Here is a 26,990-nt window from a genome sequence, read left to right as displayed (position 1 = left end):
GGGTCGATCCGGTGGGTGAGGCGCCGGAGCTGTTCGTCGACGCCTGGGACCCGGGCTACGGCGCGTCCTTCGAGGCGGTGCCGGGCGGGCCGGCCACGCCGAGCCGCCAGCAGGTCGACGCGGAGGTGGAGCTGCCGGCGGTGGACTGGCGGGCCATCGACGTCCGGCCCGGCGTCCGCGCCCCGGACGTGGTGCTGCTCGTCGATGGCGTACGCCGGATCGACGCGAGCGTGTGGACGGCCGAGGCCGACGGGGCGTCGTTCCCGGGCGTGGCCGCCTCGTACGCCGCCGGGGTGGTCCGCTGCGACCTGGAGCGGGGCGCGGCGCGGCTCGCCGGCACCCAGGTGCGGCGGGGGCTGTTCACGGCCAGCCCGTCGGCCCGGGAGGTGCGCGCCGGCACGGTGCGCTACCCGGTGCACCGGGTCGGCGGCACCGGCGAGCTCAACAAGCTCCAGGCGGCCGTGCAGGGGCCGCTGACCGCGCTGGAGGTGGAGGTCTCCGGTGCGGCCCGGGTCGACGGGGACCTGCTGGTCGTCGACGGCCCGCTGCGCAGCCGCCGGCAGTTGCCCCGCACCCTCGGGTACGTCAAGACCCAGCACAGCCAGTATCTCGATGCCCGGCTGACGGCCGTGGTGACCGGGCTGCGTGCCGGCCAGCGGTCCCCGGTGTTCCGGCTCGTCACCGCCTGGGGCGGCTACTCCTGGTATCTGCGGCTGCCCGTCTCCGGGGGCGCGCCGTGGGCCGGCATCGTGCGGGTGGAGTGCTCGGCCGAGCTGGCCGAGTCCGAGGCGTTCGCGCTGGCCGACCTGTCGCTGGTCACGCTGCCCCGATTCGCGTCGACCCCGTACAAGGACCCGCGCGCACCGCAGAACCTCGTCCCGATCGCCGGCCTGGAGCGCCGCCTGCGGGCGCTGCTGGGCGACGCCCGCCTGCTGCACCGGGCGCTGACCGCCGCGGCCCGGGGCCGCGGCCCCCGCGTCTGATGGGCCGCCGCCGGGACATGGGCCGGGTGACCGCGCGGGTCGACACCGGCGAGGCCGAGCTGGTCCCGGACGCCGACCGGCCGCGGTCGTCCACCCTGCTGCTCGACGGCGCGCCGCAGTCGCACGTGGATCTCGCCGACCCCACCCACCTGGAGTTCGAGTACGTCCGGCGGCTCGCCGCCGCCCTCGACCTGGTCGCCCCGGCGGGCGCTCCGCTGCGGGTGCTGCACCTCGGCGGCGGGGCGCTGACCCTGCCCCGGTACGTGCAGGCCACCCGCCCCGGCTCCACCCAGCGGGTGTCCGAGGTGGACGCCGCCCTCGTGGAGCTGGTCCGTCGGGAGCTGCCCTGGCCGGCCGACCCCCGGCTGCGGGTGCGGGTCGCCGACGCGCGGGCCACCCTGGGATCCACCCGCGACGCCAGCTACGACGTGGTGGTCGCCGATGTCTTCGCGGGCGCCCGCACCCCGGCGCACCTGACCAGCGTGGAGTACGCGGCCGAGGTGGCCCGGGTGCTGACCCCCGGCGGCTGGTACCTGGCCAACGTCGCGGACGGGCCGCCGCTGCGGCACGCCCGCGCGCAGGTCGCCACGGTCCGGGCGGTGCTGCCCCGGGCCTGCGTGGTGAGCGACGCGGCGGTGCTGCGCGGCCGGCGCTACGGCAACCTGGTGCTGGTCGCCGGCCGGGTGGACCCGCCGGTGCCGGAGCTGACCCGGCGGGCGGCCGGGGACTGGTTCCCGGGCCGGGTGCTGGCCGGCGACGAGCTGGACCGGTTCGCCGGCGGGGCGGCCGTGGTGCGCGACGCCGACGCCACCGACTCCACTCCGCCCCCGCCGGGAATTTTTTCGGTGCGCCGTTGATCCGCTGGGCTCCCCGGTGCGTATCACCGGGCGGCCATGCCCGGTGGGGGTCGGGCTGATGTCATCGGACACCCGGAGGTCTGCATGCATGCGGTGGCGGCCGGCTGGCACGGCGACGCGGTGAGGGTGGACTGGATGTCCGCCCGCGCGCAGCCGCAGTCCCGCGCGTCGAGGTCGACCCGGGGGGTCGACGTACGCCCCGCCGATGGCCAGAATGGCCCGGTGTCTCCGAGATCAGCACCCGGGCGGCACCAGGCCGTGTCCACTGAGACCAGTCACTCCGACCAGTTGATCCGGCTGCTCTACGCCGAGCACGCGGGGCCGCTGCTGGCGTTCGTGATGCGGCTCACCGGCGGGGACCGGCAACGCGCCGAGGACATCGTGCAGGAGACGCTGCTGCGGGCCTGGCGCAACGCCCACCGCCTCGGCGCGCAGGGGCAGGGGTCGCTGCGGCCCTGGCTGGTGACGGTGGCCCGGCGGATCGCCATCGACGAGCACCGCAGCGAACAGGCCCGCCCGGCGGAGACGTACGACCGGGACCTGACGGCCTTCGCCGAGTCGGACAGCACCGACCGGGTGCTGCGCACCATGACGGTGGCCGACGCGCTGCGTACGCTGAGTCAGTCGCACCGGGAGATCCTGGTGGCGACGTACTTCCGGGGCCGGACGGTGCCGGAGGCGGCCGAGGAGCTGGGCCTGCCGCTCGGCACCGCCAAGTCGCGGGTCTACTACGCCCTGCGCGCGCTGCGCACGGCCCTGCAGGAGAGGGGGGTGACGGAATGAGCCGGGCAGATCACATGGACGTCGCCGCGTACGCGCTGGGCGTGCTGGACGAGCACGACACCGAGCGGTTCGAGGAGCACCTCGCCACGTGCTGGGCGTGCGCCGCGGAGCTGGAGACGATGGTTCCCGTGGTGGGGCTGCTCTCCGACATCGACGGCGAGACGATGACGGCCCTGGAGCAGACCGCCACCGACCCGGCCCTGCTGGACCGGACGCTGGTCGCGGTGCGGGCGCACCGGCGGCGGACCCGGTTCCGGCAGCTGCTGGCGAGCGCCGCCGCCGTGGTGGTGTTCGGCGGGCTCACCGGCGTCGGCATCGCCAGCGTCGCCGGCGGCGGTGAGACGCCGCGGATCGGCGCGCAGCCGACGGCGCCCACGACGCTCGACGGCACGCCGAGCCCGGGGAAGAGCACCGACCCGAACGACCCGGGCACCGGCGGCAACGAGCAGGAGGGCGAGCCGTTCACGGCCGTCGACGCGTCCACCGGCGTGCAGCTCAACATGTGGCTGATCTCGAAGGACTTCGGCACCCGGATCGACTTCCAGCTCAAGCGGCTGCCGGGGCCGCGCACCTGCCGGCTGATGGTGGTCCGCAAGAACGACACGACCGAGGTCCTGTCGACCTGGTCGGTTCCGGGGGGCGGCTACGGCACCACCACCAATCCGCTGCCGTTGGAGCTGAGCGGGGCCACGTCCGTGCCGAAGGACGACATCGCCAAGGTGCTGGTGCAGTCGGTGGACGCCAGCGGGGTGGCCAGCCCGCTCGTGCAGGTGCCGATGTAACACGCGTACCCGGATCGGCGTCGGTCGCTGTCGCGGCCGGCGCCGTTTCGGCGTTTCCGCAGGCCGCGGAGGGGTTGTCCGGCGGTACGCGCGGCGACCGGGAATGGTTCAACCGAGATAAGTGAAATTGACCACTGTTATTCCTTCAACCTTGACAGCCAGCCGATCCGTACTAACCGGCGAACTGCAAAGAATGAGGAGGGCACGTGGCACAGCTGAAGCGGACCGTCATCGTCGCAAGCGCCATGGTCGCACTTACGGCCTGCGCTCCCGCAGGCTACAACGGGGCGAACTCGGGCGCGGCCGAGCCGGTCGCCGTGGCCGCGGCCGAGCCCACTGCGGCAGTGGAACCGGAGGCCTCGGCCTCCCCCGACGCGGCGGCCACCACCGCGGCCCCGGACGCCGCGCCGCCGGCCGACGTCGAGCTGACCGACCAGCTCGTCGGCAAGAAGGTGGCCCGGATGGGCAAGGTGGTCACCGACGAGGAGGGCTGGGTCCTCTACCGGTTCGACAAGGACTCCGACGACCCGCCCGCGTCGAACTGCGTGGACAAGTGCGCCGAGGTGTGGCCGCCCGCCCTGACCGACGGCAGCCCGCAGCTCAGCGGCGTCTCCGACGACAAGGTCGGCACCATCACCCGGCAGGACGGCACCCGGCAGATCACGCTGGGCGGCTGGCCGCTGTACCGCTACATCGGCGACAAGAAGCCGGGCCAGTGGAAGGGTCAGGGCGTCGGCGGCACCTGGTTCGTCGCCCAGCCCGACGGCAAGAAGAACCTCGAGTGCCTGCCGACCGGCACCCCGAAGGCGGTCGCCCCGCCGTCGGCGGACGACTCGGGCTCCGGCGACTCCAGCTACTCGTACTGACGGACCCGGTGGTCGGTCGCGGCCGGGGAGGGCACGACCGACCACCGCCGTGAACCGGACCGGCGTACCGGCAACGCCGCGTCCCGGCCGCGGCGCCGGCCCCCGACAGGGCGGCCGGCGCCGCGATCGCCGGACCTCCCGGAGCGGAGGAGGGCGGCGGGCGCGCTGACGCCAGCAACCGCACCCGCCGAGGTCCCCCCACCCCGCACCCCACGGCCGGCTCCGGCCGCTCCGCTCCGGCAAGGAGGCACCGCCGACGTTCCCCACGTCGGCGGTGCCGCTCTTTGCGCGCCGTCCACTCCCCGCGCGCCCCGCTCGACGCGGCGGGGCCGTGCCCTCGCGCGGCGGGGACCGTGGCAGAGTGACGGCGTGAGCGAACCCTCCGCCTGCCGGGCGCTGCGCCCGCCCGCCGGCTACCGGCTGGCCGCGTCGGTCCGGCCGCTCACCTTCAGCACGTACGACCCGTGCGCCCGGATCACCGCCGGCACGTTCTGGTGGGCGGCCCGCACCCCCGCCGGCCCCGCCACCCTCGCGCTCCGACCGGCCGCCGCCGGGGAACTGCTCGCCGAGGGGTACGGCCCGGGGGCCGACTGGGTCGTCGAGCGGGCCGACGCCGTCGCCGGACTCCGCGACGACCTCACCGGGTTCGCCGAGCGGGCCGCCGCGCACCCGGTGGTGGCCCGGCTGGCCGCGCGCCACCCCGGGCTGCGGATGCCGGCCACCGGCCAGGTCTTCGCCCGGGTGCTGCGGGCGATCCTGGAGCAGAAGGTCACCGGCACGGAGGCCTACCGGGCGTACGCGGCGACCGTGCGCCACTTCGGCGAGCCCGCGCCCGGGCCGATGCAGCCGTTGCTGCTGCCGCCCGACCCGGCGGCGGTGGCCGCCGCGCCGTACTGGGTGTTCCACCCGTTCGGGGTGGAGCAGAAGCGCGCCGACACGCTGCGCCGGGCCGCCGCCGAGGCCGGGCGGCTGGAACGCTGCGCCGACGCCGCCGAGGCGACCCGCCGGCTGACCGCCGTGCCCGGCATCGGGGCGTGGACGGCCGCCGAGGTGGTGCGGATCGCGTACGGCGACCCGGACGCGGTCAGCGTCGGCGACTACCACGTGCCGAACACGGTGGCCTGGGCCCTAGCCGGCGAGCCGCGCGGCGACGACGCCCGGATGCTGGCGCTGCTGGAGCCGTTCCGGGGGCACCGGGGGCGGGTCTGCGTGCTGCTCGCCGCCGGGGGCGTGCAGGCCCCGAGGTACGGCCCGAGGATGCCGATCCGCTCCTTCGCCCGCTACTGACCCGACTGCCAGCTGGAGGCGGCGGGACGGTCAGGCGGGCGCGGCGGGGCGGGCGCACAGGCGGCGCAGGGTGCGGCCCAGCCACCAGGCGTACCCCCGTTGGAAGGCCCGGCCGGCGGGCCCGGCGGCGCGCATGAACCAGCGGTCCGGCCGGCTGAACGCGCGCACCTCGAACCAGACGGCGCCGGAGTCGTCGCGCTCCACCACGAACGCCTCCTCGCCCCGCGCCGGGTGGCCGGGCAGCGTGCCGTACCCGAAGCCGGCCCGGCGGTCGTCGTCGGCGGCCCAGACCACCTGGCACGGCGCGGCCAGCCGCAGCGGGCCGACGCCCAGCCGGGAGACGACGGTGACCCCGGGTGCGGCGCGGGGCGCGGTCGCGTCGATCCGGATGCCGGCGGCCCGGTGCAGCCGCCAGCCCAGCACCGCCGCGCCGGCCGCGTCGAAGGACCCGGCGGGCAGCGGCACCCGGTGCCGGACGTGCCGCCACCCGGCCGGCAGCTCACCGGCGCGGGTCGCGCCGGGGTGCGGGTAGGTCAGCTCGGGCACGGCGGCGGCCTCCTCGCGTGGGACACCCGCCAGGGTACGGCCGCCCGGGCCGGCTGTGGTGAGCTGGCCCGGTGACCGACCACCTGACCATCGCCCCGGCCGGCTTCGCGGACGCCGGGGAGATCCTGACCGTGCAGCGGGCCGCCTACGTCACCGAGGCCCAGCACTACCGCGACCCGTTCCTGCCGCCGCTGGCGGAGACGCTCGACGAGATCCTGGCCGTGCTGGCCGGTCCCGCCACGGTGCTGGTCGCCCGCGCCGGGCACCGCCTGGTCGGGTCGGTCCGGGCCCTGGTCGACGACGCCGGCACCGCCCACGTGGGGCGACTCGCGGTGGCCCCCGACCAGCAGGGCAGGGGCGTCGGCGCCCGGCTGCTGGCCGAGGTGGAGGCGGCCTGCGCCGGCCGGGCGTCCCGGTTCGCCCTGTTCACCGGGGCGGCCAGCGAGCGGAACCTGCGGCTGTACCGCCGGCACGGCTACGAGATCGTCGGGCACCGCCCGGACGCCAACGGCATCTCCCTCGCGGTGCTGGAGAAGCGGCTGGTCAGCCCGGCTGGCAGCGACGCCTGAGCCCTTCGGCCTCAAGCCGCAGGTAGCGCCGGATGAGGCCGCCGTAACGCCAGCCCACCGGGACGGCCAGCGGGCCGGACTGGTCGAGGCTCAACTCGACCCGGACCCCGCCGCCGGGCAGCGGGACGATCCGGTGGTCGCCACGGCTGCGCACGCCGGGCAGCGCAGAGACCCAGGCGAAGCGGTACGGTGCCTCGACCTCGACGACCCGCCACACGGCGGGGCGCAGTCCGGGCTGTTCCAGCCGGGCGGTGGAGCCGACCGTCAACGGTCCGGGCTCCAGCCGGCACGCCCGCCGCACCGAGGCGGTCCACTCCGGCCAGCGGTCGACGTCGGACTGCACCTCCCAGACCCGCTCGGCGTCGGCGTCGATCTCCGTGACCGCCTCGAACCTCATCGTCCCCGCCCCTTCCGTCGTCGCTGCCACCCGACCGGCCAGCGTCCCGGCCGCTGCCGTCCACGACGACGGGACCGGGCGCGACATCGTGACGGCGCGGCCGCCACGCCGCCTCTGCCCGGTCTCCGCGCTCCCTCCGCGCGGCTGATCCCGGGATCTTGGACATCTACTGCTCCGCGCGGACACCAACTGTCCAACATCGGAAGGCGGGAGGGTCGCGGGGGGCGGTCAGGCGGCCTCGTGGAGGTCGGCCAGGGTGAGCGGGGTACGGCGGCGCAGCAGCTCCTCCAGCTCGGCGACCGTGCCCACCTCGCCGAGCACGTCCTTGCCGCCGCCGAAGCGGGCCGGGTAGCGGCGCACCAGACGGTACCGGTAGCGCCCGTGGATCAGCTCGACGCTGACCCGCCAGCGCCCGCAGCATCCGCAGACCCACTCCCGCACCCGGCGAAGGTAGCTCCGAGCTGGCCGAACGCCATCCGGTCGCGCGGGCGGGGACGGGACGCGCGGGGACACGCCGTACCCTCACCGCCGGTGATCCGCCTCACGACTGTCGGTGGTGTCTGGTTGACTGTCGCCGTGGACCTGCCGATCAACCCGCCGGTCGAACCGATGCTGGCCAAGGCCGTCTCGCGGCTGCCCACCGGCCCCGGCACGACGTACGAGCCGAAGTGGGACGGTTTCCGTTGCATCGTCTTCCGCGACGGCGACGAGGTGGAGCTGGCCAGCCGGGGCGGCAAGACGATGACGCGTTACTTCCCCGAGGTGGTCGAGCAGGCGCTGCGGCAGCTCCCCGAGCGCTGCGCCGTCGACGGCGAGCTGATCGTGATCCGCCGGGACGGCCCGGACGGGCAGCCCCGGCTCGACTTCGAGCTGCTCGCCCAGCGCATCCACCCCGCCGCGTCGCGGGTGAAGCTGCTGGCCGAGACGACCCCGGCCGACTTCGTCGCCTTCGACCTGCTCGCCATCGACGACGAGCTGCTGACCGCCCAGCCCTACCCGCAGCGCCGGGCCCGGCTGGAGCGGGCCCTGGCCGGGGTGCACCCGCCAGTGCACGTCACCCAGGTCACCACCGATCCCGAGACGGCCCGCCGCTGGTTCGACGTGTTCGAGGGCGCCGGGCTCGACGGGCTGATCGCCAAGCCGGCCGACCTGCCCTACGAGCCGGGCAAGCGGCTGATGGCAAAGGTCAAGCACGCCCGCACCGCCGACGTGGTGGTCGCCGGCTTCCGCTGGCACAAGACCGGCCCGGTGGTCGGCTCGCTGCTGCTCGGCCTCTACGACGACGACGGCGTGCTGCACCACATCGGGGTCAGCTCCTCGTTCACCGCCGCCCGCCGCAGGGAGCTGCTGGACGAGCTGGCCCCCTACCGGGAGGTCGGCCCCGACCACCCGTGGGTGCACGGCGACCACGAGCGCGGCCAGCGCATCCCCGGCGGGGTGAGCCGGTGGACGGGCACGAAGAACCTGGAGTGGGAGCCGCTGCGCCCGGAGCTGGTGGCCGAGGTGGGCTACGACGCGATGGAGGGCGACCGGCTGCGGCACACCGCCCGGTTCGTCCGCTGGCGGCCCGACCGGGATCCCCGGTCCTGCGGCTACGACCAGCTCGACCGCCCGATCCGCTACGACGTCGACCAGGTCCTGCGCGGCGATCCGGCGGCGACGGCCGAGCCCACGCCGGGGCGGGCGTAGCCTGAGGCGTCGACACGACCGGTCGACACGAGCACGAGAGGCGCGCCGGTGACCCGTACACCCGACCGGATCCGCCGGGCCCGGCTGACCCTCGCCGGGCTCGTCGCCGCGGCCGTGGTCGCCGCCGGCTGCACGCTGCCCGCGTTCGCCCCGCGCACCGAGGGCGCGGGCGAGGCCGCCCTGCCGGGCACCGCCCCGACCTGGCGGGCCTGCCCCGAGGTGGCCGACGAGTTGGTCGGCCGGCGTGCGCCCGACATGCGCTACGAGTGCGCCCGCATCGCCGTGCCGCGCAACTGGGGCACCGGCGGCGGCGCGACGGCCGGGCCGGGCACCGGGGAGACCTTCGAGATCGCCCTGCTGCGGGCCCGCTCGACGAAGCAACGCGACCGGATCGGCTCCCTGGTGATCAATCCGGGCGGCCCGGGCGGCTCCGGCGTGGACACCGCCGTCTACCTCTCCTTCGGCCCGACGTTCGGCGGCCTGCCCCCGTCGGTCACCGAACGCTTCGACATCGTCGGCTTCGACCCGCGCGGGGTGGCCCGGTCCAGCCCCGTGAAGTGCATCTCCGACGCCGACCTCGACGCCAGCTTCGGCTACGACCCCGACCCGCGGTCCGCGGCGTCCTTCGACGGTTTCGTGGCGCTCAACGAGCGGATCGGGCGCGGCTGCGGCGACAAGTACGGCGACCAGCTCCCGCTCTACGGCACCGAGCAGGCCGCCCGCGACATGGACGCGGTGCGCGCGGCGGTCGGCGACGAGAAGCTGACCTACCTCGGCTACTCCTACGGCACCCTGCTCGGCGCGACGTACGCCCAGCTCTACCCGCAGCGGGTGCGGGCCCTGGTGCTCGACGGCGCGGTCGACCCGACGCAGGACCTGGTGGCCGGCTCGGAGGGCCAGGCGAAGGGCTTCGAGCGGGCGTTCGACAACTTCACCCGGTGGTGCGCGGCCAACGCCGGGCGCTGCCCGCTCGCCCCCGACGCCCGGGCGGCGGTGACCTCGGCGATCGACAAGGCGAAGGTCTCCCCCGTGAAGGCGGCCGACGGCCGGGAGGCCACCTCCGGCTGGGTCTTCTACGCGGTCATCTCCTCGCTCTACACGGAGTCGGGCTGGCAGGAGCTGGCCCACGCCATCGAGCGGCTGGACGGCGGCGACCCGGGCGAGGTGTTCCGGCTGGCCGACGCGTACGCCGGCCGCGACGCCGACGGGGAATACTCGAACCTCTTCGACGCCAACCTCGCGGTCAACTGCACCGACGAGACCGCGAAGCCCAGCGTGCAGCGCATCCGCGAGCTCCAGTCGCAGTGGCGGCAGACCTACCCGCTGTTCGGGCCGGCCCTGGCCGTCGGCATGCTCGGCTGCGCCGAGTGGCCCGGCGCGCGGGACCCGTACCCGACGGGGAAGGCGGTCGGCGCGCCGCCGATCGTGGTGGTGGGCACCACCGGCGACCCGGCGACCCCTTACGAGCAGACGGCGACGCTGGCCTCGATGCTGGGCGTGGGCCGCGTGCTGACCTGGGAGGGCGAGGGGCACACGGCGTACCCGCAGACGAGCTGTGTGACCGACGCGGTGGACGCGTACCTGATCTCGCTGACCGTGCCCCGGGAGGGGCTGCGCTGCCCGGCCCGGTGACGGCGCGCCGGGTCGGCCGCCGGTCGACCCGCAGGGCGGGACGGCTCACCTGCGGGATCTGCGGGCGCGGCGGGTGGCCGGCGGCGGGGGCAGCGGCGGCTCCGGCGGCAGGGTGATCCCCTGTCGGGCCGCCAGTTCCTCCAGCAGGGCCCGCATCCGCCGCACGTCTGCCTTCAGCTCCTCCTGCTCGTCGTGCTCGAAGGCGTCGTCGTCCACGATCAACTGGCTGGCGAAGTGCGCGGTGATCAGCGGGATGACCAGCAGCACCATGGTCGAGATGAGCAGCGCCGCCAGGGCCCGGCCCGCCCCCGTGGTCGGGGAGATGTCGCCGTAGCCGACGGTGGAGGCCGTGACCACCGCCCACCAGACCGAGTCGGCGGCGCTCTTGTGCTCCACGTGGCTGTAGATCACCCCGGCCACCACGATCATCAGCAGGTACGACGTGATCAGCGTCCGGGGCGAGTTGGCGAACCACACCAGGCCCCGGTAGACCCAGCGGAACGGCTGCAGCAGGACGTCCATGCCGCATCATGCTGCCCGGTCCCGGCAACCCGCGGCCGGGACATCGCCGGCTGCCGTTGTGTCAGGCTGACGCCATGCGCACAGTGATCTTCCGGGAGGCGGTCCGGGCCGACCTGCCGGCCATCCTCGCCCTGCTCGCCGACGACGTGCTGGGGCGGGCCCGCGACGTCGGCGAGGTGGACGACGCGTACGAGCGGGCCTTCGCGGACATCTCCGCCGACCCGCGCAACCATCTCGTGGTGGCCGACGACGGCGGGGTGGTCGTGGGCTGCCTGCAGATCACCTACATTCCCGGGCTCGGCCGGCACGGCGCCCAGCGGTCCCTCATCGAGGCGGTGCGGGTGCGCTCCGACCGTCGGGGGCAGGGGCTGGGCGGGGAGATGATCCGCTGGGCGATCGACCAGGCGAGGCAGCGCGGCTGCGCCCTGGTGCAGCTCACCACGGACAAGTCCCGCACCGACGCCCACCGCTTCTATCTCAAGCTGGGCTTCGTGGCCTCCCACGAGGGCATGAAACTCCCTCTCTGATCCCCATCCCGTCAGGGGGCGGGGACCAGGTGGCCGTCGCGGAGGGTCAGGGTGCGGTCGGCCAGGTCGATGAGGGCCGGGTCGTGCGTGGCGACCAGGGCGGTCATGCCGCGCGCGTGCACCACCGCGCGGAGCAGGTCCATGATGGACCGACCCGTCTCCGAGTCGAGCTGGCCGGTGGGCTCGTCGGCGATCAGCAGGTCCGGCTCGTTGGCCAGGGCCCGGGCCAGCGCCACCCGCTGCTGCTGACCGCCGGACAGCTCGTACGGCCGCTGCGCGGCGTGCCCGCCCAGCCCCACCAGCTCCAGCAGCACCGCCACCCGCTCCTCCCGCTCGGCTGCGGGCACCTTCGCCAGCCGCAGCGGCACCCCGACGTTCTCGGCGGCGGAGAGGATCGGGATCAGCCCGAAGGTCTGGAAGACGAACCCGACGGTCCCCCGGCGCAGCCGCAGCAGCTCCCGCTCGCCGGCCGCCCCGAGGTCGTGCCCGGCCACCCGCACCTGGCCGGAGTCGGGCCGGTCCAGGCCGCCGACCAGGTTCAGCAGGGTGGTCTTGCCGGCGCCCGACCGGCCCCGGACGGCGACCAGCTCCCCCCGTCCGGCGACGAACGAGACGTCCCGGACGGCGTGCACCGCGCGTTCGCCCCGGCCGAAGGTGCGACTCACCCGGTCCACCCGCACCACCTCGTCCACCGTCGCGGTGGGACCGCAGGCGGCGGCCGTGGCGACGGGGGGACCGGGCTGCTGCTGCTCGCTCATGCGTCACTCCGTTCGGCGTCGGCCCGGTCGCCCGGCCGCACCTCGACGTGGTCGGGTTCCAGGGTGAGCCGGACCCGGTCGCGCAGGGCCAGGGCGTCGACGAACGACTCCGGCAGTTGCATCCGGCCGGCGCGGTCCAGCACGGCGTACTCCTCGCTGACCAGTTCCGTGCTGCCGTCCGCGCCGATCCGCGCGGTTCGGCGTACCTCGGAGGCGGTCCGGCCGTCGCGGATGGCGACGGTCCGGCGGACCTGGGTGGCCACGGCGTGGTCGTGGGTGACCACCACGACCGTCACCCCCAGTTCCGCGTTGATCTGCCGCAGCGCGGCGAAGACCTCCGCGCCGGTGGCCTCGTCCAGCTCGCCGGTCGGCTCGTCGGCGAAGAGCACCTCCGGGTCGTTGGCCACGGCCACCGCGACCGCGCAGCGCTGCTGCTCCCCGCCGCTGAGCTGCGCCGGCCGCCGGTCGGCGCAGTGGCCCACGCCGACCAGGTCGAGCAGCTCGCGGGCCCGCTCGCGGCGGCCCCGCCGGGAGCGTCGCCCGGCCAGCCGCATCGGCAGCTCGACGTTCTCCAGCGCGGTCAGGTACGGCAGCAGGTTGCGGCCGGTCTGCTGCCAGACGAACCCGGCCATCCGACGGCGGTAGCTCAACCGGCGGCGGGCGGACATGGCGAGCAGGTCGTACTCGGCGACCCGGGCGATGCCGGCCGTCGGGGCGTCCAGCCCCGAGAGGATGTTCAGCAGGGTGGACTTGCCCGAGCCGGACGCGCCCACGATCGCGACCAGCTCCCCCCGGTCGATGACCAGGTCGAGCCCCTGCAACGCGACCACCTCGACCCCGTCGGTCTTGAAGATCCGCACCAGGCCGTCGCAGACGATGTGCCCGCGCAGCCGGTCGTGCCCGCCGGCCCGCTCGGCCGCCCGCTGCGCGGCCCGCCGTTGCAGGGTGGCCAGGTCCGGCGCGGCGGGCGCCGTCACAGTGGCTGTCATCTCAGCTTCCCTCTCCCCGCATCCCGATCGTCTTCCACGAACACGTCAGCTCCCCTCGCCGAGCCGGAGCACCTCGCCGAGGCGCATGCGGCGGTTGTTCACCGTCTCCACGGTCACCGCGAGGGCCAGCGCCACCGCGCCGGCCGCCAGGACGGCCCCGACCAGCCCGGGCGAGAACGCGACCCGGACCGGCTCGCCCCCGGTGAACGCGGCCAGCCCGAGCGCCGGGGTGAGCAGCAGGGGCAGCAGCGCCCCCATGAGCGCGCCGGTGAGCAGCGCGGCGGCGACCAGGGGCGTCAGCTCCACCAGCAGCAGCCCCCGCCACTGTCGGCGGGACAGGCCGAGGGTGCGCAGCCGGGACAGCACCTGCGCCCGCGTCCGCGCACCGGCCAGCACCGCGAAGGCGACCGCCAGCAGACCGAACGCGGCACCCCCGGCCGCGCCGGCGGCGAACCCGAAGACGAGCAGCCCGTTCGCGCCGCCGCCGCCGAGCTGCTGGCGGGCGCCCCGCCAGGTGGTCACCTCGGCGCCGCGCGGGCGCTCCCCCGCCGCGAAGCTGCCGCCGGTCTGGTAGCGGCGCTGGCCCTCGTCGCCCGCCCGCCGCAGCGCCTCGACGTCGAACCCGTCGCCGGAGACCAGGAACGCCGTCGGCACCGGGCCGGTAGCGCCCGGACCGGCCGCTCCCGGAGCGGGGGACACGGGGCCGGGAGAGACCGGGCTCGGCGTGTCCAGGCCAGCCGACACCGGCTCGGGCAGCGCCTGCCAGGGCAGCACCACGAACCGGTCGACGTCGGGCGGGACCAGCGGGAAGCCCTCGGCCGTGTCGGCCACCCGGAACGGCTGGGCGTACCCCTGCAGGGTCACCAGGGCCGTCCCGTCGAGGCCCCCTCGGGCCAGCTCGGCGGCGAGCCCCGGGGAGACGAGCGCGGGTGCCGGCCCCGGCGACCGGCCCGCCCGCAGCACCGGCGGCACCGACACGTCCACCCCGGCGTCGCGCGCCGTCTCGGCCAGGCCCGGCCCGTCGACCAGCAGCACGGTGACGGCGGCGAGACCCGCGTCGACGCCCCGGGCGTCGGCGACGCGCAGCGCGCCCTCCCGCAGCACCGGGGTGCTGCGCCGCACACCGGGCAGCCGTTGCAGGGCCGCACCCGTGTCCGGGGCGAGCCGCTCCCCGTCGACCAGCGCCGACGCCGGCACGGCCGTGGTGGCCGTGCGGTCCCGGCCGGCCTCGATGCCGCCCGCCACGACCCCGCAGAACGCGGCCGTGGCGACCGCGACCACGACGACCACCACCGGCCCGGTGGCGGCCGACCGGCTCGCCCCGGCCACCCCGAGGAACGTCACGCTGCCGCGCATGCGGGCCGCGACGCGGCCGAGCAGCCGCAGCGGCCAGGGGTAGAGCCGCAGCACCAGCACCGCGGCGGCGACGGCCAGCAGCACCGGCACCGAGACCAGCAGCGGATCGACCGAGCCGGGGCTGAGGCCCCGGCGGCGGATCAGGAACGTGGCCAGCACGGCGAGGGCGACGACGAGGAGTTCGAGGGTCAGCCGGCGGCCACCGGCGCGGCGGCCGGACAGGTCGCGTCGGCCGCCCGGCAGGGCCGAGGAGCCCAGCGTCGCCAGGGGCAGGGCCAGGGTGGCCAGCACCGCCGCGACGAGGACCAGCCAGTCGGTCCCCGCCGTCCCCGCCGTGGAGCCGGGCAGCAACCGGCCGAGCAGCCAGCCGAGCGCCGCGGCCGGCGGCACCACCAGCACCGACTCGGCGAGGCTGCGCCGCGCCCCGCTGGTCGGTGCACCGCCCCGGGCCACCAGCAGGGCGAACTCGGCCTCCCGGCGGCGGGCAGCCAGCCGGGCCGCGAGCACGATCAGCCCCGCCACGGTGGCGAACATCCCGGCGGCGATCACCGCGAGCAGCGTCCGGGCGGCGGAGACCGCGTCGAGGAACTGCCGCAGCGGGACGTCCACGGCCTGGGTGACGCTCAGCCCGGCCGGGGGCGTGCGCTCCAGCCGCCGCACGCCGTCGATGACGGCACCCAGGTCGGCCACGTCCAGGTCGCCGAGGCGGTAGCGCCAGGAGAACCGGACCGGCACGCCGGTCGCGATCGCCGCGTCCAGGCCCGCGTCGCTGGTCAGCGCCACCATCTCGTACGGCTCCGCGTCGCCGGCCGGCTCGGTCACCCGCAGCGCCGACGGCAGGGTGTTCCAGATACCGTCGCCGGTGCGCACGGGCTCGAAGACGCCCACCACGAGCACCGGCACCGGCTCCCCTCCGGCACCGCTGAACCGCAGCCGGCTGCCCGCGCGGAGGTTCAGCTTGCGGGCCGTGTCATCGGCCAGCGCGACCTCGACGGGCTGCCCCGCGCCTACCGCCTCCGCCGGCCAGCGTCCCTCGGTCAGGGTGGCCGCCCCGGTGACGCCGGGTGCCGCGCGGAGCCGGGTGACGACGAGATAGTTCTTCGCCGCGAGGTCGGGGCCGGTCAGCCGGCCGAAGGCGGTCTCCGCGAGGAACCACCGGCTCTGCACCGCCTCCCGGACGGCCTCGGGCAGGCCCGCCTGGAGCGTGTCGAGTTCCCGGCCCCGGGTCGCGGTGACCGGCGCGACGACCCCGCCCCCACCGGCCGGCAGCTCGGCGGCGGTGAGGGTGAGGTCCCGCTCGGCGGCCGGCCGCTCGGCGACGTGTTCCCGCAGCCCCTGCTCGGCGAGCCGGTCGGCGGTACGCGGAACGCCGGTCACCAGCAGCGCGGCCACCAGCGCCAACACCCCCAGCAGGAGGAACTGCCCGGCGAACGCCCGCACCCGGCGGACGACCCCGGCCAGCGCGGCCACGCCGCCGAACACCGCTGACCGAGGCCCCTCGGTCCCACCGCTGTTCATCGCTCTCCGCCGATCCGTAGTTGGGCCGCCGCGACGCGTTGACGGACGCCGGAGGCGATCGCCGTGCTGAACGCGAGCGCCGCCAGCAGCAGACCGAGGGCGGTGCCGGCGACGGGCAGCCAGGGCAGCGCGAAGGCCGCCTCCGGCACCGGCCGGTCCGCCGACCGGGTGAGCACCACCAGCGGGGCCATGGTGGCGCCCACCCCGGCACCGACCAGCAGCCCGACTCCGACGCCGATGCCGGCCAGGAAGGTCTGCTCGGTGAGCAGGGCGCGGGCGAGCAGTCGCACCGGGGCGCCCAGGGTGTGCAGGACCGCGAGCTCGCCGATCCGTCGGCGCGCGGTGGCCCAGACGTCCACGCCCAGCCCGACCAGGGCGAGCAGGACGGAACCCGCCGCCGCCGCGAGCAGCCCCGTGCGCGTGCCGAGCCAGTACGGGTCGCGGCCGGCCTCCTCCGCCGCCGCCCGCCGGTCCAGCACGGTCACCCCCGGCAGGTCGGCCACCGCCCGCGCCGCCTCCGCGGACCCGCCGGTCCCGGTGCGGATCCACCACTCCGAGACCGGCCGGACCGTGCCCGTGGCCCGCAGCAGCCAGTCCGTGGCCGCCGGCAGGTCCAGCAGCATGCCGCCGGCCGACCCGCCGCTGGCCGGCACCGCGTCGACCTCCCCGACCACCTCGACCGTGAGCGTCACCCCGGAGAGGACGACGTCCATCGTGTCGCCCCGGCCGACGCTCAGCGCCCGGGCCACCTGCGGCGTGACCAGCGCCGGGACCGGTGCGCCCGCGCCGGCAGCCACCACGGCGAAGCGGCTGGTCGGCTGCGTCGCGAACCGGCCGCCCGCGACGCGCGTCACCTTCCGGCCGGCGCGCAGCACGCCGTCGGCGAACCGGGCCGGCTCCGCGCTCTCCGGGTCGTCCAGCCGGGGCACCCAGTCACCGGCCAGCGGCACCGCGCTGGTCGCGCCGCCCGCGTCCACCGTGCGCAGACCGGTCACCTCCAGCCCGTAGCCGGAGCCGAGCGCCGGCCCGGCGTCGACGTCGAAGCCGGCCAGCCGGTAGGCCCGGCCGCCGTTGTCCGGCAGGTCCACGGCCACCGGCACAGGCCGGCCGTCGCTGCCCGCGCTGGCCAGGGGCAGCTTCCACGCGCCACCGTCGGCGGTGGTGAGCAGGGCGGACACCCGGACCGGGTGCGGCCTGGCGGCATCGGTCACCGGGGTGGCGACCGTGCCGGCGAGCCGGCGGGCGGCGGCGGGCAGCTCGACGCCGAGGGGGGCGGCCCGGCCGCGTACCTGCCGGTCGAAGAGCGCCCGGGGCGGCTCGCCTGCGAGCCGCTCGTCGAACCGGACCACGTCGGGCGCCGCCGCCGCGTCCAGGCTCAGCACGCTCACCGGCAGGTCCTCGCGGCCCACCCGGATGTCGTCGCGCCAGGCCGGCACCGCCCGGTCCACGCCGGGCACGGCGGCGAGGCGGCCGGCCCGCTCGGCCGGCGCGGCCCCGGACCGCTCGACCAGCCGCAGGTCGGCCCCGACGGTGAAGTCCGCCTGGTCGAGGTGCGACCGTTCCCCCGTGGTCACCAGCGACCAGGCCAGGGTGCTGCCGCCCACGGCGAGTGCGAGCAGCAGCACCGGGCCGGCGTGCGGCCGGCGCCCCGCCTGCCACATGCCCAGCGTCGCGGCCAGCCACGGCCGGCGGTCGACGAACCGTTCGGCGAGCCGGGCCGCCGGCGGCAGCAGGCGCAGCGCGACGACGGCACCGGCGAGCACCCCCAGCGTGGGCGCCGCCACCAGCAACGGGTCGACGCCGAGCCGGCCGCCGGCGCCGGCCAGCGGCGACGAGTACCGCCGCAGCTGCGTCCAGGCCAGCAGGGCCAGGCCGACCAGGGCCAGGTCGACGCCGATCCGCTGGGCCGCCGCGCCCCGGCCCGGCCGGGACCGGGCCGCCAGGTCGGCGACGTACGTGCCGGCGCGGCGCAGCGCCGGCAGCGCCATGGCCACCAGGCAGCCGGCCGCCGCGGCGGCGGCGACCGCCCAGGTGAGGGTCGTGCCGCCGCGGGCGGTCAGCTCCGACCAGCCCTGGTCGCGGCCGATCCGGCGCAGGGCCTCGGCGGCGATCGGGGGCCCGAGCAGCGCGGCCGGCAGGACCACCAGGGCGGCCTCCCGCACGGCCAGCCCGGCGATCTGCCCCCTCGCCGCGCCCCGGGCGCGCAGCAGCGCCGTCTGCCCCCGACGGTCCTCGTTGAGCAGGGCCGCCACCAGGACCAGCGCGTACCCGCCGAGGACCAGGACGAGCAGCAGCGGGGTGAGCAGCGACGACCGGCCCACCAGGTCGGCGCGGGTCAGCCGGTCGATCAGCCGGTCCATGGTGGTGACGGTCTGGGCGGAGGAGCCGAGGCCGGTCGCCCCGGGCAGGTCGGCGACCTCCGTGGCGACGGCGCGGCGCACGGCGTCCAGCCGGCCCGGCCCGACCGCCGCCAGGTCGGGCTCGACCAGCCAGGCCGCCGAGGTGGTGCCGGGGAACGTCCGGTCGAAGTCGGCCGGGTCGAGCAGGAACGGCCCGTACGACGTCTCGGAGCCGGCGGCGACGGCGCCCGGCGCGAGCCGCCAGTACGACCCGGTGGGGTCTCGGGGCCGGAACAGGCCGACCACCTCGACCTCGCCGGTGCGCTCGGTGGCCCGGTCGCGCAGCGGCACCCGCTCGCCGACGGCGAGGCCGAGCACCGCGGCGACCCGCTCCGGCAGGAGCACCTGCGTCGGCACGGCCCCACCCGTGGGCTGCCGCCCCGCCACCAGCTCGGCGTGCCCGGCCAGGTCCTCCAGGGTGGTCAGCTCGGCGAACACCGGGTCGTCGCCGGCCCGGGCGGCGCCGAGGTCACCGGTCAGCTCCCGCCCGGTGCCGTAGCGGGCCCCGCGCACCGCCACCGACGCCCCGCCGAGCCCGGCGGCGAAGCGGTCGCGGACCGCCCGGTCCCGGGCGGCGAAGGCGGCCCGGTCGGGGCCACCCGAGCCGCTGACCAGCAGGCTGCGTTCCTGGGCGGGCGACGCGGCGAGCACCGCCCGCGCTCCCGCGTCGACGGCCCGCCGGCTGTAGTCGGCCAGCCCGGTGACGAGGGCGACCGCCACCAGGGCCGCCACCAACGCGGCGGACAACAGCCCTCGGGCGGCCCACGCCCGCCTCCACACCAGCACCATCGCGCTGCCTCCCCGGGCCCCCGCGGAGCCGACGGACACAGAGACCCACTGCGGGTACGGAAAGGTTCGCGCCCGTTATCCGACCGTTATGGCCCGGCGCTCACCAGCCGCCCGGTCCTGCCCTGGGGAGGGGGCCTGGCGGCGGCCTGCTTGGATGGCGGGCATGGAGATCGCCCTCATCGTGCTGACGATCGGCGTCGTGCTGCTGCTGGCCGGCCAGCTAGCCGGCCCCCGGCGGGACCGGGTCACGGAGGCCCGGCTGGCCGAGATCGATCGCCGCCTCCAGCTCGTGATGGACCACCTCGGGGTGGTCGACCGGCGGCCGGAGCCGCCCGGGGTCCGCGAGTATCTGGCCCGGGGCCAGAAGATCCAGGCGATCAAGGCGTACCGGGAGGCGACGGGCGCGGACCTGCGCACGGCGAAGGAGGCCGTCGAGGCGATGATGGGCCCGATCAGCTGATTCCGCACAGCAGAAGGACCCCGACCGAGCGCTTCTTCACTCTGCGGCGAGGTCCGGCCGGTACTCCCTGATCCACTCCTCGACGTCGGTCTTCCGCCAGATCTGCCCCATGGTCAGCACCTGGTAGGGGGCGGGGAAGTCGCGGCGAGACGCGATCACGGACGCCCGAGCCCGCGACACGCCGCCGAGCATCACTCGTATCTCGGCGATCCCCACGAACTCGACCATGAGTTGACGGTAGGTACTGCCGATTGCCCGGCGATCGTTAACAGCGATCGGGGTTGACGATCGCTAACGGCGTAGGCACGATATGGGGATGCCTCCGCCGAACATCTCCCCCATGCACGGCCGGCAGGCCCGAGCCGTCCGCCCACACGCACCGATGCGGCCCCTGTGGCGGTGCCGGGTCTGCGCCGCCGCCTGGCCGTGTCCGCCAGCGCGGCTGCTGCTGACGATGAACTACTGCCGGGATCGCGCCGGCCTGCCCGTGTACATGGCCGGCATGCTGTTCGACGCCGCCGGGGATCTGATGAAGCTCACTCCGAGCCAACCGCCGACCCCGGAGGAACTGTTCGACCGGTTCCTGGCCTGGACGGCCCGAGCGTTCGGACGCCTCGACCCGCCACCCGCCCAGGGACTTGGTCAGTTGAATCCTGAACTATGAACGACCTACCGTTCGCCCTGCCCGGGTGCGGAGCGGCTGCCACCGTACGCATAGAGGTCGTCACCCCCGCCCGAATAGGTCGACCCGCCTCCCTCGACGCGTCGGTGTACGTGTGCGGTCACCACGTCATGGATGCCGCCGTCGCCGTCTGGTCCGCCGACCTGAGCGCCCACCGGGCCTGCACCGATTCCGGCATCGCCCGGGCGTGCGGCGACTCGTACGTCTTTCCCACCGGCGGTCTGGCCGGCAACCAGTGAGCTCCACAGCCTCGCCTTCGGACGGCTGAGAAGGCTCGATGTTGGCCACGCTAGCTGGTGGAAGGCCGTGCGCGGCTCGGCTGGACCCGCTTGGGCTCGCCGGGCATCTTGGGGTGGTCCGGCGGGTACGGCAGGTCGCCCTGCCCCGCCGCCGCGTCCCGGTCGCCCCACTCCAGCAGCGGGGTGATGTCCCACGCCGCGTCGTCGATGCCGGCGTGCGGGTCGCCCCGCTGCGCCAACCGGGCCGGGACGCTGCCCAGGTGCAGGTCGTCGGGGTCGACGTCGGGCAGCTCGTCCCAGGTGACCGGGGTGGACACGGTGGCCCGGGCGTTGGCCCGCAGCGAGTAGGCGCAGGCGATCGTGCGGTCCCGGGCCATCTGGTTGTAGTCGACGAAGACCCGCTCGCCCCGCTCCTCCTTCCACCAGGCGGTGGTGACCAGGTCGGGGCGGCGGCGCTCCAGCTCCCGGGCCAGCGCGATGGTGGCCCGGCGCACCTCGGTGAACGTCCACCGGGGCGCGATGCGCAGGTAGACGTGCACGCCCCGGCCGCCGGACGTCTTCGGCCAGCCGGTCGCGCCCAGCTCGGCGAGCAGGGCCCGCAGCTCGACGGCGGCGGCGACCGCGTCGGCGAAGTCGGTGCCGGGCTGCGGGTCGAGGTCGACGCGCAGCTCGTCGGGGTGGTCGACGTGGCCGGCGCGGACCGGCCAGGGGTGGAACACGACGGTGCCCATCTGGGCCGCCCACGCCACGTGGGCGAGGTCGGCCGGGCACAGCTCGTCGGCCGTCCGGCCGCTGGGGAAGCTGATCCGGGCGGTGGTCAGCCACGGGGGCACGCCCCGGGCCGGCACCCGCTTCTGGAAGAACGCCTCCCCACCGATGCCGTCGGGAAAGCGTTGCAGCGTGGTCGGGCGGTCCCGCAGGGCGCGCATGAGGCCGTCGCCGACCGCCAGGTAGTAGCCGAAGACGTCCGCCTTGGTGAAGCCCCGCTCCGGGAAGATCACCCGGTCCGGGCTGCTCAGCCGTACGGTATGTCCGGCCACCTCGACCTCGGCGGCCGGGGCCTTCGCGGTGCCTGCCATCTGGCGACCATATGCCACGGCACCGACAGCCGACGTACCGTTGCGGGGTGAGTCTTGACGAGAACGAACTGCCCCGCACCGAGGACGAGTGGCGGGTCCGGCTCAGCCCGGAGGAGTTCCGGGTGCTGCGCGAGGCGGGCACCGAGCGCCCGTGGACCGGCGAGTACGTGGACACGAAGACCCCCGGCGTCTACCGCTGCCGCGCCTGCGGGGCGCAGCTCTATCCCAGCGACACCAAGTTCGACTCGCACTGCGGCTGGCCCAGCTTCGACGACGCGATCCCGGGCGCGGTGAAGGAGATCGAGGACGACAGCCACGGCATGCGGCGTACGGAGATCCGCTGCGCCCGCTGCGACAGCCACCTCGGGCACGTCTTCCGGGGCGAGGGCTTCACCCCGAAGGACACCCGGCACTGCGTCAACTCGCTCTCGATCCGGCTGGAGCCGGCCCAGGGCTGACGGGCGGCGGCCCGGTTCCGCCCGGGGCACGGGCCGACGTCAGACGAGCAGCACGCTGCCCTGCTCGTCGACCCCGTCGGCCGACTCGTCGTCGAGCCAGATCCCGCCGGCGGCGAGATAGCGGAACCGGTACGCCCCGGGCCGGAGCCGGACGGTCACCGTACGGGTGCCGTCTCGCCGGGCGACCAGCTCGTGGCGGCCCGGCTCCCAGTCGTTGAAGGAGCCGACCACGCTCACCGGGCCGGCCGGCGCCTCGCGGGGCAGGCAGAAGGTGACCCGGGTCTGGTTGCCGAAGAGCCTGCTGCGCTTGATCACGTCGTCCTCCGGGGGTCGAGGCTTTCACCAGGCACAACGCTCGACACGCCGGCCCCGACACGCCGCCTGGGCGGCCCGGTTTCGGTCGTTTCGGCCGCCCGGTTCGGGCCGTTGTCGCACGCTGGGGGGACATCTGTCCTTTCGGCTACGGGGGTTCGGCGATGGCGACGTGCGAGGTCTGCGGCAACGACTACTGGATGGCGTTCGAGGTGCGCACGGTCAGCGGCGACGTGCACACCTTCGACTGCTTCGAGTGCGCGGCGCACCGGCTGGCCCCGATCTGCGAACACTGCCAGGTCAAGATCGTGGGCCACGGGGTCGAGGTGTCGGGGCGCTTCTTCTGCTGCGGCCACTGCGCCCGCCAGGAGGAGGGCGACCAGGGCGCGGAGATCCGCGACGCCGTCGGCGCCCGCCCCCGCTGAATCGCAAGCAAGGGCGGGCGGCCTAGCATCGGCGGGTGTCGCCGCAGACGGTCGAGGCCCGGATCGCCTCCTTCGCCGAGTTGGACGCCCGCACCCTCCACGACCTGCTACGACTGCGCATCGACGTGTTCGTGGTGGAGCAGCGGTGCCCGTACCCGGAACTCGACGGCCGGGACGTCGAGCCGGGCACCCGGCACGTGTGGCTGACCCGTGCCGCTGACGGTGGCCGGCGGGCCGGGGGCGACGCCGAGAACGAGGGCGACGGCACGGGAGACGGGAACGACGGCGGGGCCGACAGCTACGGCGGCGTCGTGGCGTACCTGCGGATCCTGGCCGACCCCGGCGGCCTGGCGCGGATCGGCCGGGTCGTGGTGGCGCCGGGGGCCCGGGGCGGCGGCCACGCTGGGCGGCTGATGACCGAGGCGCTGGCCGCGGTGGGCGACCGGCCGTGCGTGCTGGAGGCGCAGTCCCACCTGGTCGGCTTCTACGCGCGGCACGGCTTCGCCGTCAGCGGGCCGGAGTACGTCGAGGACGGCATCCCGCACACCCCGATGCGCCGGCACCCCGCCCGCCCCGACGCCCCGGAGGGCGCCGCAAATTGACACATCCCTATGGGTGTGGGAATCTCGCAGCAGAGCCGCCACGGGAGCAACTCGAACCGGCACGGGAGGGGCAACTCCCGAGATCCGGGCGTCGTCACAGTCGACCCCTCAACCCGGAGGCTCCATTGTCCACCCTCGCGCGTCGGCGTTCCACGCCGCGCCTGGCAGCCTGGCTGCTCGCCATCGGCACCGCCGCCGCCATGCTGCTCACCACCGCCCTGGCGAACCCCGCGTCCGCCCACGGTTCCGTCGTCGACCCGGCCTCCCGCAACTACGGCTGCTGGCAGCGCTGGGGCGCCGACCACATGAACCCCGCCATGGCCACCCAGGACCCGATGTGCTGGCAGGCCTTCCAGGCCGACCCGCAGGCCATGTGGAACTGGATGGGCCTGTTCCGGGAGGGCGTCGCCGGCAACCACCAGGCCGCCATCCCCGACGGCCAGCTGTGCAGCGCCGGCCACACCCAGAGCGGCCAGTACAACTCGCTGGACACGATCGGCGCGTGGAAGACCACCTCGATCTCCAACAGCTTCCGCATCCAGCTCAACGACCAGGCCAGTCACGGCGCGGACTACATCCGGGTGTACGTGACCAAGCAGGGCTTCGACGCGCTGACCAAGCCGCTGGGCTGGAGCGACCTGGAACTGGTCGGCCAGATCGGCAACACGCCGGCGTCCCAGTGGAAGAAGGAGGCGTCGGGCGTGTCGATCCAGGTGCCGGCCAACGCGCCGGGGCGCACCGGGCGGCACATCGTCTACACGATCTGGCAGGCCAGCCACCTCGACCAGTCGTACTACCTGTGCAGCGACGTGGACTTCGGCGGTGGCGGCCCGACCACGCCGCCCACCACGACCCCGCCCACCACGACCCCGCCGACCACCACTCCCCCCACGACCACCCCGCCGACGACCCCGCCGGCGACCGGGGGCTGCACGGCGACCTACCGCCCCGTGTCCTCCTGGAACGGCGGGTTCCAGGGCGAGATCGAGGTGACCGCCGGCTCGTCGGCGATCAAGGGCTGGACGGTGACCTGGACCTGGGCCAACGGCCAGCAGGTCAGCTCCTACTGGAGCTCGACGGTGACCACCAGCGGGTCCACGGTGACCGCACGCAACGTGGCCTACAACGGGTCGCTGGCCGCCGGGGGGAAGACCTCGTTCGGGTTCGTCGCCTCGTCGACCGGCACCAACACCGCGCCGACCCCGACCTGCACGCCGACCGTCTGACGGCCGACGGCACGACGCCCACCCGGCAGGCCGGCGGCACGACGCTAGCCGGACGCGGCGGCGCGCGTTGAGAAGGGCCCCCTGTACGACGTTCTGCGTCAACAGGGGGCCCTTCCTTGCGCCTAGCCCCTCACGGCAGGCAGGTGACGATGTCGGCGATCGCGCGGCGGCGGCCCGTGTAGAACGGGACCTCCTCCCGGACGTGCCGGCGGGCCCCTGACGCCCGCAGGTCGCGCATCAGGTCCACGATGCGGTGCAGCTCGTCGGCCTCGAAGGCGAGCATCCACTCGTAGTCGCCGAGGGCGAACGACGCGACCGTGTTGGCCCGCACGTCCGGGTACCCCCGGGCCATCTTCCCGTGCTCGGCCAGCAGTTCCCGCCGCTCGGCGTCGGGCAGCAGGTACCACTCGTAGGAGCGGACGAACGGGTAGACGCACAGGTACGCCCGCGCCTCCTCACCGGCCAGGAACGCCGGGATGTGGCTCTTGTTGAACTCCGCCGGCCGGTGCAGCGCGAGCTGCGACCACACCGGGGTCAGCGCCCGGCCCAGGGTGGTGCGGCGGAACCGCAGGTACGCGTCCTGGAGCGCGTCGCTGGTCGCGGCGTGCCACCAGATCATCAGGTCGGCGTCGGCGCGCAGCCCGGCGACGTCGTACGTGCCGCGCACCGTCACGTCCTTGCCGGCCAGCTCCGCGAAGAGCGCCTCGACCTCGCCGGTGACGTTCTCCCGCAGCGACGGCAGCGGGCTGGTCGCCCGGTACACCGACCACATCGTGTAGCGGATGCTCTCGTTGAGCTCCCGCAGCCGCGCCGCGTTGGTCTGCTCGGTCATGCCGATCCTCCCAGTGCCGTGATGATCTCCTCGGCCGCCGTCTCGCCGGAGCGGACGCAGACCGGGATGCCGACGCCGTCGTAGCCGGCGCCGGCCAGGGCCAGCGTGGGGTGCGCGCCGCGCAGCGCCGCCCGCACGGCGGCCACCCGGTCCAGGTGCCCCGGGGTGTACTGCGGCAGCGCCCCGCCCCACCGCTGCACGTGGCTGGCCACCGGAGCGGGCAGCGGCGTGCCGAGCACCTTCGACAGCTCCCGGTGCACCGCCTCCACCAGGTCATCGTCGGTGACCTGGAGGGACGCCTCCTCGCCGTAGCGGCCCACGGAGGCGCGCACCAGGGCCAGCCCGTCCGGCCGGGCCAGGTGCCCCCACTTGGTGGTGAAGAACGTCGACGCCTTGACCAGCAGCCCCTCGGTGGCCGGCACCAGGAACCCGGACAGCGCCGGCAGCTCCGGGTGGGGCAGCGCGAGGGTGACCAGCGCGACGCTGGCGTAGTCCAGGGCGCCGACGGTCGCGACAGCCTCGGGGGCCAGGTCGGCGACGCCGGCCAGCAGGCGGGCCGCCGGGCGGGCCGGGACGGCGAGGAGCACCGCGTCCGCGTCGACCAGCTCCGGGTCGCGGGTGGGGCCGACGGTCAGCCGCCAACCGGTCGCCGTCCGGGTCAGCCCCCGCACGGCCGCGGTGCGGCGGATCGTCGCCCCGCCGGCCGCCGCGGCGGCCTCGACGAGCCGGCTCAGCCCACCGGCCAGGGTGCCGAAGACCGGTTCGCCGGGGGCCCGGGGCGCGGCGGCCTGCGCCGCCCGGACCGCGCCGACGAGGGTGTGCTCCACCCGGGCCGCGCGGGCCAGCGCCGGCATCGTGGTGGCCAGGGACAGGTCGTCGGCCCGACCGGCGTAGACGCCGCCGAGCATCGGGTCCACCAGCCGGTCGGCCACCGCGTCGCCGAACCGGGCGCGCACCAGCGACCCGACGGAGACGTCCGCGCCGGGGACCAGCAGCGGCCGGCCCTCGTCGCGGTCGGCGTCCGCGGCGGGCTCGGCCACCGCCGCCACCTTCGCCAGATCCCCGGGTACGCCCACCAGCGTCCCGCCCGGGATCGGGCGCAGCCCCCCGTCGACGGCCAGGGCGGCCTGCCCGACGCTCGGGTGCACGATGTCGCCGGCCAGTCCGAGCCGGCGGACCAGGGCCACCGCGGCGGACTCGCCGCCGGCCGGGTCCCGCATCAGGAACGACTCCGCGCCGAACTCCACCGGCCCGCCGGCCAGCTCGCCCGTGCGCAGCTTCCCGCCGAGCACGCCGGACTGCTCGTACACGGTGACCTCGGTGCCGGCCGGGGCCCGGTCGGCCAGCCGGACGGCGGCGGCCAGCCCGGTGATCCCGCCCCCGACGATCGCCACCCGCCACGGCTGCCGCACGGTCGCCCCCTCTG

30 protein-coding genes are annotated in these 26,990 nt (G+C 75.8%); 17 read left to right on the top strand and 13 right to left on the bottom strand.

The window, feature by feature from the left end; translation table 11 throughout:
- The first annotated feature begins 11 nt into the window (after positions 1 to 11).
- The 6 genes from LPU61_RS04575 (at position 12) to LPU61_RS04550 (ending at position 5,558) form a co-directional block, all read left to right on the top strand.
- Complete coding sequence (locus tag LPU61_RS04575) at positions 12 to 983, top strand: hypothetical protein (RefSeq protein WP_043962564.1); 972 nt, start codon at positions 12 to 14, stop codon at positions 981 to 983.
- Complete coding sequence (locus LPU61_RS04570) at positions 983 to 1,840, top strand: spermidine synthase (RefSeq protein ID WP_229404211.1); 858 nt, start codon at positions 983 to 985, stop codon at positions 1,838 to 1,840. The genes LPU61_RS04575 and LPU61_RS04570 overlap by 1 nt, the downstream gene beginning before the upstream one ends.
- A gap of 84 nt (positions 1,841 to 1,924) precedes the next feature.
- Positions 1,925 to 2,623, top strand: coding sequence for a sigma-70 family RNA polymerase sigma factor (locus tag LPU61_RS04565; protein WP_043962562.1), 699 nt, complete (start codon positions 1,925 to 1,927; stop codon positions 2,621 to 2,623).
- Entirely contained in the window at positions 2,620 to 3,405 is a 786-nt protein-coding gene (locus LPU61_RS04560; protein WP_229404210.1) for an anti-sigma factor, read from the top strand. The genes LPU61_RS04565 and LPU61_RS04560 overlap by 4 nt, the downstream gene beginning before the upstream one ends.
- Positions 3,406 to 3,611: 206 nt before the next feature.
- The gene (locus LPU61_RS04555; protein ID WP_043962560.1) at positions 3,612 to 4,271 is read left to right on the top strand and encodes a lipoprotein; all 660 of its coding nucleotides are present in this window, start codon (positions 3,612 to 3,614) and stop codon (positions 4,269 to 4,271) included.
- Positions 4,272 to 4,640: 369 nt separating this feature from the next.
- The gene (locus LPU61_RS04550) at positions 4,641 to 5,558 is read left to right on the top strand and encodes a DNA-3-methyladenine glycosylase (RefSeq protein ID WP_229404209.1); all 918 of its coding nucleotides are present in this window, start codon (positions 4,641 to 4,643) and stop codon (positions 5,556 to 5,558) included.
- Positions 5,559 to 5,588: 30 nt separating this feature from the next.
- Here LPU61_RS04550 and LPU61_RS04545 read toward each other — a convergent pair whose 3' ends face one another.
- Entirely contained in the window at positions 5,589 to 6,104 is a 516-nt protein-coding gene (locus LPU61_RS04545; RefSeq protein WP_229404208.1) for a DUF1990 family protein, read from the bottom strand.
- A gap of 71 nt (positions 6,105 to 6,175) precedes the next feature.
- Here LPU61_RS04545 and LPU61_RS04540 point away from each other — a divergent pair, with 71 nt between their 5' ends.
- Entirely contained in the window at positions 6,176 to 6,673 is a 498-nt protein-coding gene (locus tag LPU61_RS04540) for a GNAT family N-acetyltransferase (RefSeq protein ID WP_229404207.1), read from the top strand.
- Here the strand turns inward: LPU61_RS04540 and LPU61_RS04535 are convergent.
- Positions 6,648 to 7,070, bottom strand: a complete 423-nt coding sequence (locus LPU61_RS04535) for an SRPBCC family protein (protein WP_043962556.1) — start codon at positions 7,068 to 7,070, stop codon at positions 6,648 to 6,650. The two genes, LPU61_RS04540 and LPU61_RS04535, sit on opposite strands and share 26 nt — an antisense overlap.
- A 228-nt stretch (positions 7,071 to 7,298) precedes the next feature.
- Positions 7,299 to 7,511: a hypothetical protein gene (locus tag LPU61_RS04530; protein ID WP_229404206.1), complete on the bottom strand. Its 213-nt coding sequence runs from the start codon at positions 7,509 to 7,511 to the stop codon at positions 7,299 to 7,301.
- Positions 7,512 to 7,646: 135 nt separating this feature from the next.
- Here LPU61_RS04530 and LPU61_RS04525 point away from each other — a divergent pair, with 135 nt between their 5' ends.
- Positions 7,647 to 8,759: an ATP-dependent DNA ligase gene (locus LPU61_RS04525; RefSeq protein WP_229404562.1), complete on the top strand. Its 1,113-nt coding sequence runs from the start codon at positions 7,647 to 7,649 to the stop codon at positions 8,757 to 8,759.
- Positions 8,760 to 8,828: 69 nt separating this feature from the next.
- Positions 8,829 to 10,391, top strand: a complete 1,563-nt coding sequence (locus LPU61_RS04520; protein ID WP_374199620.1) for an alpha/beta hydrolase — start codon at positions 8,829 to 8,831, stop codon at positions 10,389 to 10,391.
- 45 nt (positions 10,392 to 10,436) lie between these two features.
- On the opposite strand, the gene LPU61_RS31485 is transcribed toward LPU61_RS04520, so the two are convergent.
- A complete protein-coding gene (locus LPU61_RS31485) occupies positions 10,437 to 10,913 on the bottom strand; it encodes a potassium channel family protein (protein WP_305071860.1) in 477 nt (158 codons plus the stop codon).
- A gap of 74 nt (positions 10,914 to 10,987) precedes the next feature.
- On the opposite strand from LPU61_RS31485, the gene LPU61_RS04510 reads away from it, so the two are divergent.
- On the top strand, positions 10,988 to 11,440 hold the full coding sequence (locus LPU61_RS04510; protein ID WP_229404204.1) for a GNAT family N-acetyltransferase: 453 nt from the start codon (positions 10,988 to 10,990) through the stop codon (positions 11,438 to 11,440).
- A gap of 11 nt (positions 11,441 to 11,451) precedes the next feature.
- Here LPU61_RS04510 and LPU61_RS04505 read toward each other — a convergent pair whose 3' ends face one another.
- Genes LPU61_RS04505 through LPU61_RS04490 form a run of 4 tightly spaced genes read right to left on the bottom strand, consistent with a single transcriptional unit; the run spans position 11,452 to position 19,249 of the window.
- Positions 11,452 to 12,198, bottom strand: a complete 747-nt coding sequence (locus LPU61_RS04505; RefSeq protein WP_082106240.1) for an ABC transporter ATP-binding protein — start codon at positions 12,196 to 12,198, stop codon at positions 11,452 to 11,454.
- Complete coding sequence (locus LPU61_RS04500) at positions 12,195 to 13,187, bottom strand: ABC transporter ATP-binding protein (protein ID WP_229404203.1); 993 nt, start codon at positions 13,185 to 13,187, stop codon at positions 12,195 to 12,197. Before LPU61_RS04500 ends, LPU61_RS04505 begins: the two co-directional genes overlap by 4 nt.
- A gap of 45 nt (positions 13,188 to 13,232) precedes the next feature.
- Entirely contained in the window at positions 13,233 to 16,061 is a 2,829-nt protein-coding gene (locus LPU61_RS04495; protein WP_229404202.1) for an FtsX-like permease family protein, read from the bottom strand.
- The gene (locus LPU61_RS04490) at positions 16,058 to 19,249 is read right to left on the bottom strand and encodes an FtsX-like permease family protein (protein ID WP_229404584.1); all 3,192 of its coding nucleotides are present in this window, start codon (positions 19,247 to 19,249) and stop codon (positions 16,058 to 16,060) included. Before LPU61_RS04490 ends, LPU61_RS04495 begins: the two co-directional genes overlap by 4 nt.
- Positions 19,250 to 19,412: 163 nt before the next feature.
- Between LPU61_RS04490 and LPU61_RS04485 the strand changes: the two genes are divergently transcribed.
- Positions 19,413 to 19,709 (top strand): hypothetical protein, encoded by a 297-nt coding sequence (locus tag LPU61_RS04485; RefSeq protein ID WP_043962547.1) that lies wholly within the window; start codon positions 19,413 to 19,415, stop codon positions 19,707 to 19,709.
- Positions 19,710 to 19,745: 36 nt separating this feature from the next.
- Here the strand turns inward: LPU61_RS04485 and LPU61_RS04480 are convergent, their stop codons facing one another.
- Positions 19,746 to 19,937, bottom strand: coding sequence for a hypothetical protein (locus LPU61_RS04480; protein ID WP_229404201.1), 192 nt, complete (start codon positions 19,935 to 19,937; stop codon positions 19,746 to 19,748).
- Between the two features lie 226 nt (positions 19,938 to 20,163).
- On the opposite strand from LPU61_RS04480, the gene LPU61_RS31710 reads away from it, so the two are divergent.
- Together LPU61_RS31710 and LPU61_RS31480 are read left to right on the top strand one after the other, a co-directional pair.
- Positions 20,164 to 20,373 (top strand): hypothetical protein, encoded by a 210-nt coding sequence (locus tag LPU61_RS31710; protein ID WP_308102541.1) that lies wholly within the window; start codon positions 20,164 to 20,166, stop codon positions 20,371 to 20,373.
- A 128-nt stretch (positions 20,374 to 20,501) separates the two neighbouring features.
- The gene (locus LPU61_RS31480; protein ID WP_255699884.1) at positions 20,502 to 20,630 is read left to right on the top strand and encodes a hypothetical protein; all 129 of its coding nucleotides are present in this window, start codon (positions 20,502 to 20,504) and stop codon (positions 20,628 to 20,630) included.
- A 50-nt stretch (positions 20,631 to 20,680) separates the two neighbouring features.
- Here the strand turns inward: LPU61_RS31480 and ligD are convergent, their stop codons facing one another.
- A complete protein-coding gene (gene ligD, locus LPU61_RS04470; RefSeq protein ID WP_229404200.1) occupies positions 20,681 to 21,709 on the bottom strand; it encodes a non-homologous end-joining DNA ligase in 1,029 nt (342 codons plus the stop codon).
- A 47-nt stretch (positions 21,710 to 21,756) separates the two neighbouring features.
- On the opposite strand from ligD, the gene msrB reads away from it, so the two are divergent.
- A complete protein-coding gene (msrB, locus tag LPU61_RS04465; RefSeq protein WP_229404199.1) occupies positions 21,757 to 22,167 on the top strand; it encodes a peptide-methionine (R)-S-oxide reductase MsrB in 411 nt (136 codons plus the stop codon).
- Positions 22,168 to 22,206: 39 nt separating this feature from the next.
- On the opposite strand, the gene LPU61_RS04460 is transcribed toward msrB, so the two are convergent.
- The gene (locus LPU61_RS04460; RefSeq protein ID WP_043962544.1) at positions 22,207 to 22,482 is read right to left on the bottom strand and encodes an isoamylase early set domain-containing protein; all 276 of its coding nucleotides are present in this window, start codon (positions 22,480 to 22,482) and stop codon (positions 22,207 to 22,209) included.
- Positions 22,483 to 22,643: 161 nt separating this feature from the next.
- Here LPU61_RS04460 and LPU61_RS04455 point away from each other — a divergent pair, with 161 nt between their 5' ends.
- The 3 genes from LPU61_RS04455 (at position 22,644) to LPU61_RS04445 (ending at position 24,732) form a co-directional block, all read left to right on the top strand.
- Positions 22,644 to 22,904 carry a Prokaryotic metallothionein gene (locus LPU61_RS04455; RefSeq protein WP_229404198.1) on the top strand — a complete coding sequence of 87 codons (261 nt, stop codon included), beginning with the start codon at positions 22,644 to 22,646 and terminating at the stop codon, positions 22,902 to 22,904.
- Positions 22,905 to 22,939: 35 nt separating this feature from the next.
- Positions 22,940 to 23,506 carry a GNAT family N-acetyltransferase gene (locus LPU61_RS04450; protein WP_043962542.1) on the top strand — a complete coding sequence of 189 codons (567 nt, stop codon included), beginning with the start codon at positions 22,940 to 22,942 and terminating at the stop codon, positions 23,504 to 23,506.
- A 200-nt stretch (positions 23,507 to 23,706) separates the two neighbouring features.
- Positions 23,707 to 24,732, top strand: a complete 1,026-nt coding sequence (locus LPU61_RS04445; protein ID WP_374199619.1) for a lytic polysaccharide monooxygenase — start codon at positions 23,707 to 23,709, stop codon at positions 24,730 to 24,732.
- Positions 24,733 to 24,862: 130 nt separating this feature from the next.
- Here the strand turns inward: LPU61_RS04445 and hemQ are convergent, their stop codons facing one another.
- Both hemQ and hemG read right to left on the bottom strand, forming a co-directional pair.
- Complete coding sequence (gene hemQ / locus LPU61_RS04440) at positions 24,863 to 25,564, bottom strand: hydrogen peroxide-dependent heme synthase (protein ID WP_043962540.1); 702 nt, start codon at positions 25,562 to 25,564, stop codon at positions 24,863 to 24,865.
- Positions 25,561 to 26,976, bottom strand: coding sequence for a protoporphyrinogen oxidase (gene hemG / locus LPU61_RS04435; protein WP_229404196.1), 1,416 nt, complete (start codon positions 26,974 to 26,976; stop codon positions 25,561 to 25,563). Before hemG ends, hemQ begins: the two co-directional genes overlap by 4 nt.
- Positions 26,977 to 26,990 lie beyond the last annotated feature (14 nt).

It is taken from the genome of Micromonospora sp. NBRC 110038 (assembly GCF_020884815.1).
GTDB classification, from domain to species: Bacteria; Actinomycetota; Actinomycetes; order Mycobacteriales; family Micromonosporaceae; genus Micromonospora; species Micromonospora haikouensis.
This window is presented reverse-complemented; position numbering and strand designations above follow the sequence as displayed.

Excerpts from the sequence above, each read along its gene's own strand:
- LPU61_RS04495 (WP_229404202.1), bottom strand. The coding sequence starts at position 16,061 with ATGAACAGCGGTGGGACCGAGGGGCCTCGGTCAGCGGTGTTCGGCGGC.
- LPU61_RS04485 (WP_043962547.1), top strand. The coding sequence starts at position 19,413 with ATGGAGATCGCCCTCATCGTGCTGACGATCGGCGTCGTGCTGCTGCTG.
- LPU61_RS04500 (WP_229404203.1), bottom strand. The coding sequence starts at position 13,187 with ATGACAGCCACTGTGACGGCGCCCGCCGCGCCGGACCTGGCCACCCTG.
- LPU61_RS04570 (WP_229404211.1), top strand. The coding sequence starts at position 983 with ATGGGCCGCCGCCGGGACATGGGCCGGGTGACCGCGCGGGTCGACACC.
- LPU61_RS04565 (WP_043962562.1), top strand. The coding sequence starts at position 1,925 with ATGCATGCGGTGGCGGCCGGCTGGCACGGCGACGCGGTGAGGGTGGAC.
- LPU61_RS04535 (WP_043962556.1), bottom strand. The coding sequence starts at position 7,070 with ATGAGGTTCGAGGCGGTCACGGAGATCGACGCCGACGCCGAGCGGGTC.
- LPU61_RS04560 (WP_229404210.1), top strand. The coding sequence starts at position 2,620 with ATGAGCCGGGCAGATCACATGGACGTCGCCGCGTACGCGCTGGGCGTG.
- LPU61_RS04505 (WP_082106240.1), bottom strand. The coding sequence starts at position 12,198 with ATGAGCGAGCAGCAGCAGCCCGGTCCCCCCGTCGCCACGGCCGCCGCC.
- LPU61_RS04480 (WP_229404201.1), bottom strand. The coding sequence starts at position 19,937 with ATGGTCGAGTTCGTGGGGATCGCCGAGATACGAGTGATGCTCGGCGGC.
- LPU61_RS04445 (WP_374199619.1), top strand. The coding sequence starts at position 23,707 with ATGCTGCTCACCACCGCCCTGGCGAACCCCGCGTCCGCCCACGGTTCC.
- LPU61_RS31710 (WP_308102541.1), top strand. The coding sequence starts at position 20,164 with ATGAACTACTGCCGGGATCGCGCCGGCCTGCCCGTGTACATGGCCGGC.
- LPU61_RS04490 (WP_229404584.1), bottom strand. The coding sequence starts at position 19,249 with ATGGTGCTGGTGTGGAGGCGGGCGTGGGCCGCCCGAGGGCTGTTGTCC.
- LPU61_RS04455 (WP_229404198.1), top strand. The coding sequence starts at position 22,644 with ATGGCGACGTGCGAGGTCTGCGGCAACGACTACTGGATGGCGTTCGAG.
- LPU61_RS04510 (WP_229404204.1), top strand. The coding sequence starts at position 10,988 with ATGCGCACAGTGATCTTCCGGGAGGCGGTCCGGGCCGACCTGCCGGCC.
- LPU61_RS31485 (WP_305071860.1), bottom strand. The coding sequence starts at position 10,913 with ATGGACGTCCTGCTGCAGCCGTTCCGCTGGGTCTACCGGGGCCTGGTG.
- ligD (WP_229404200.1), bottom strand. The coding sequence starts at position 21,709 with ATGGCAGGCACCGCGAAGGCCCCGGCCGCCGAGGTCGAGGTGGCCGGA.
- LPU61_RS31480 (WP_255699884.1), top strand. The coding sequence starts at position 20,502 with ATGGATGCCGCCGTCGCCGTCTGGTCCGCCGACCTGAGCGCCCACCGG.
- hemQ (WP_043962540.1), bottom strand. The coding sequence starts at position 25,564 with ATGACCGAGCAGACCAACGCGGCGCGGCTGCGGGAGCTCAACGAGAGC.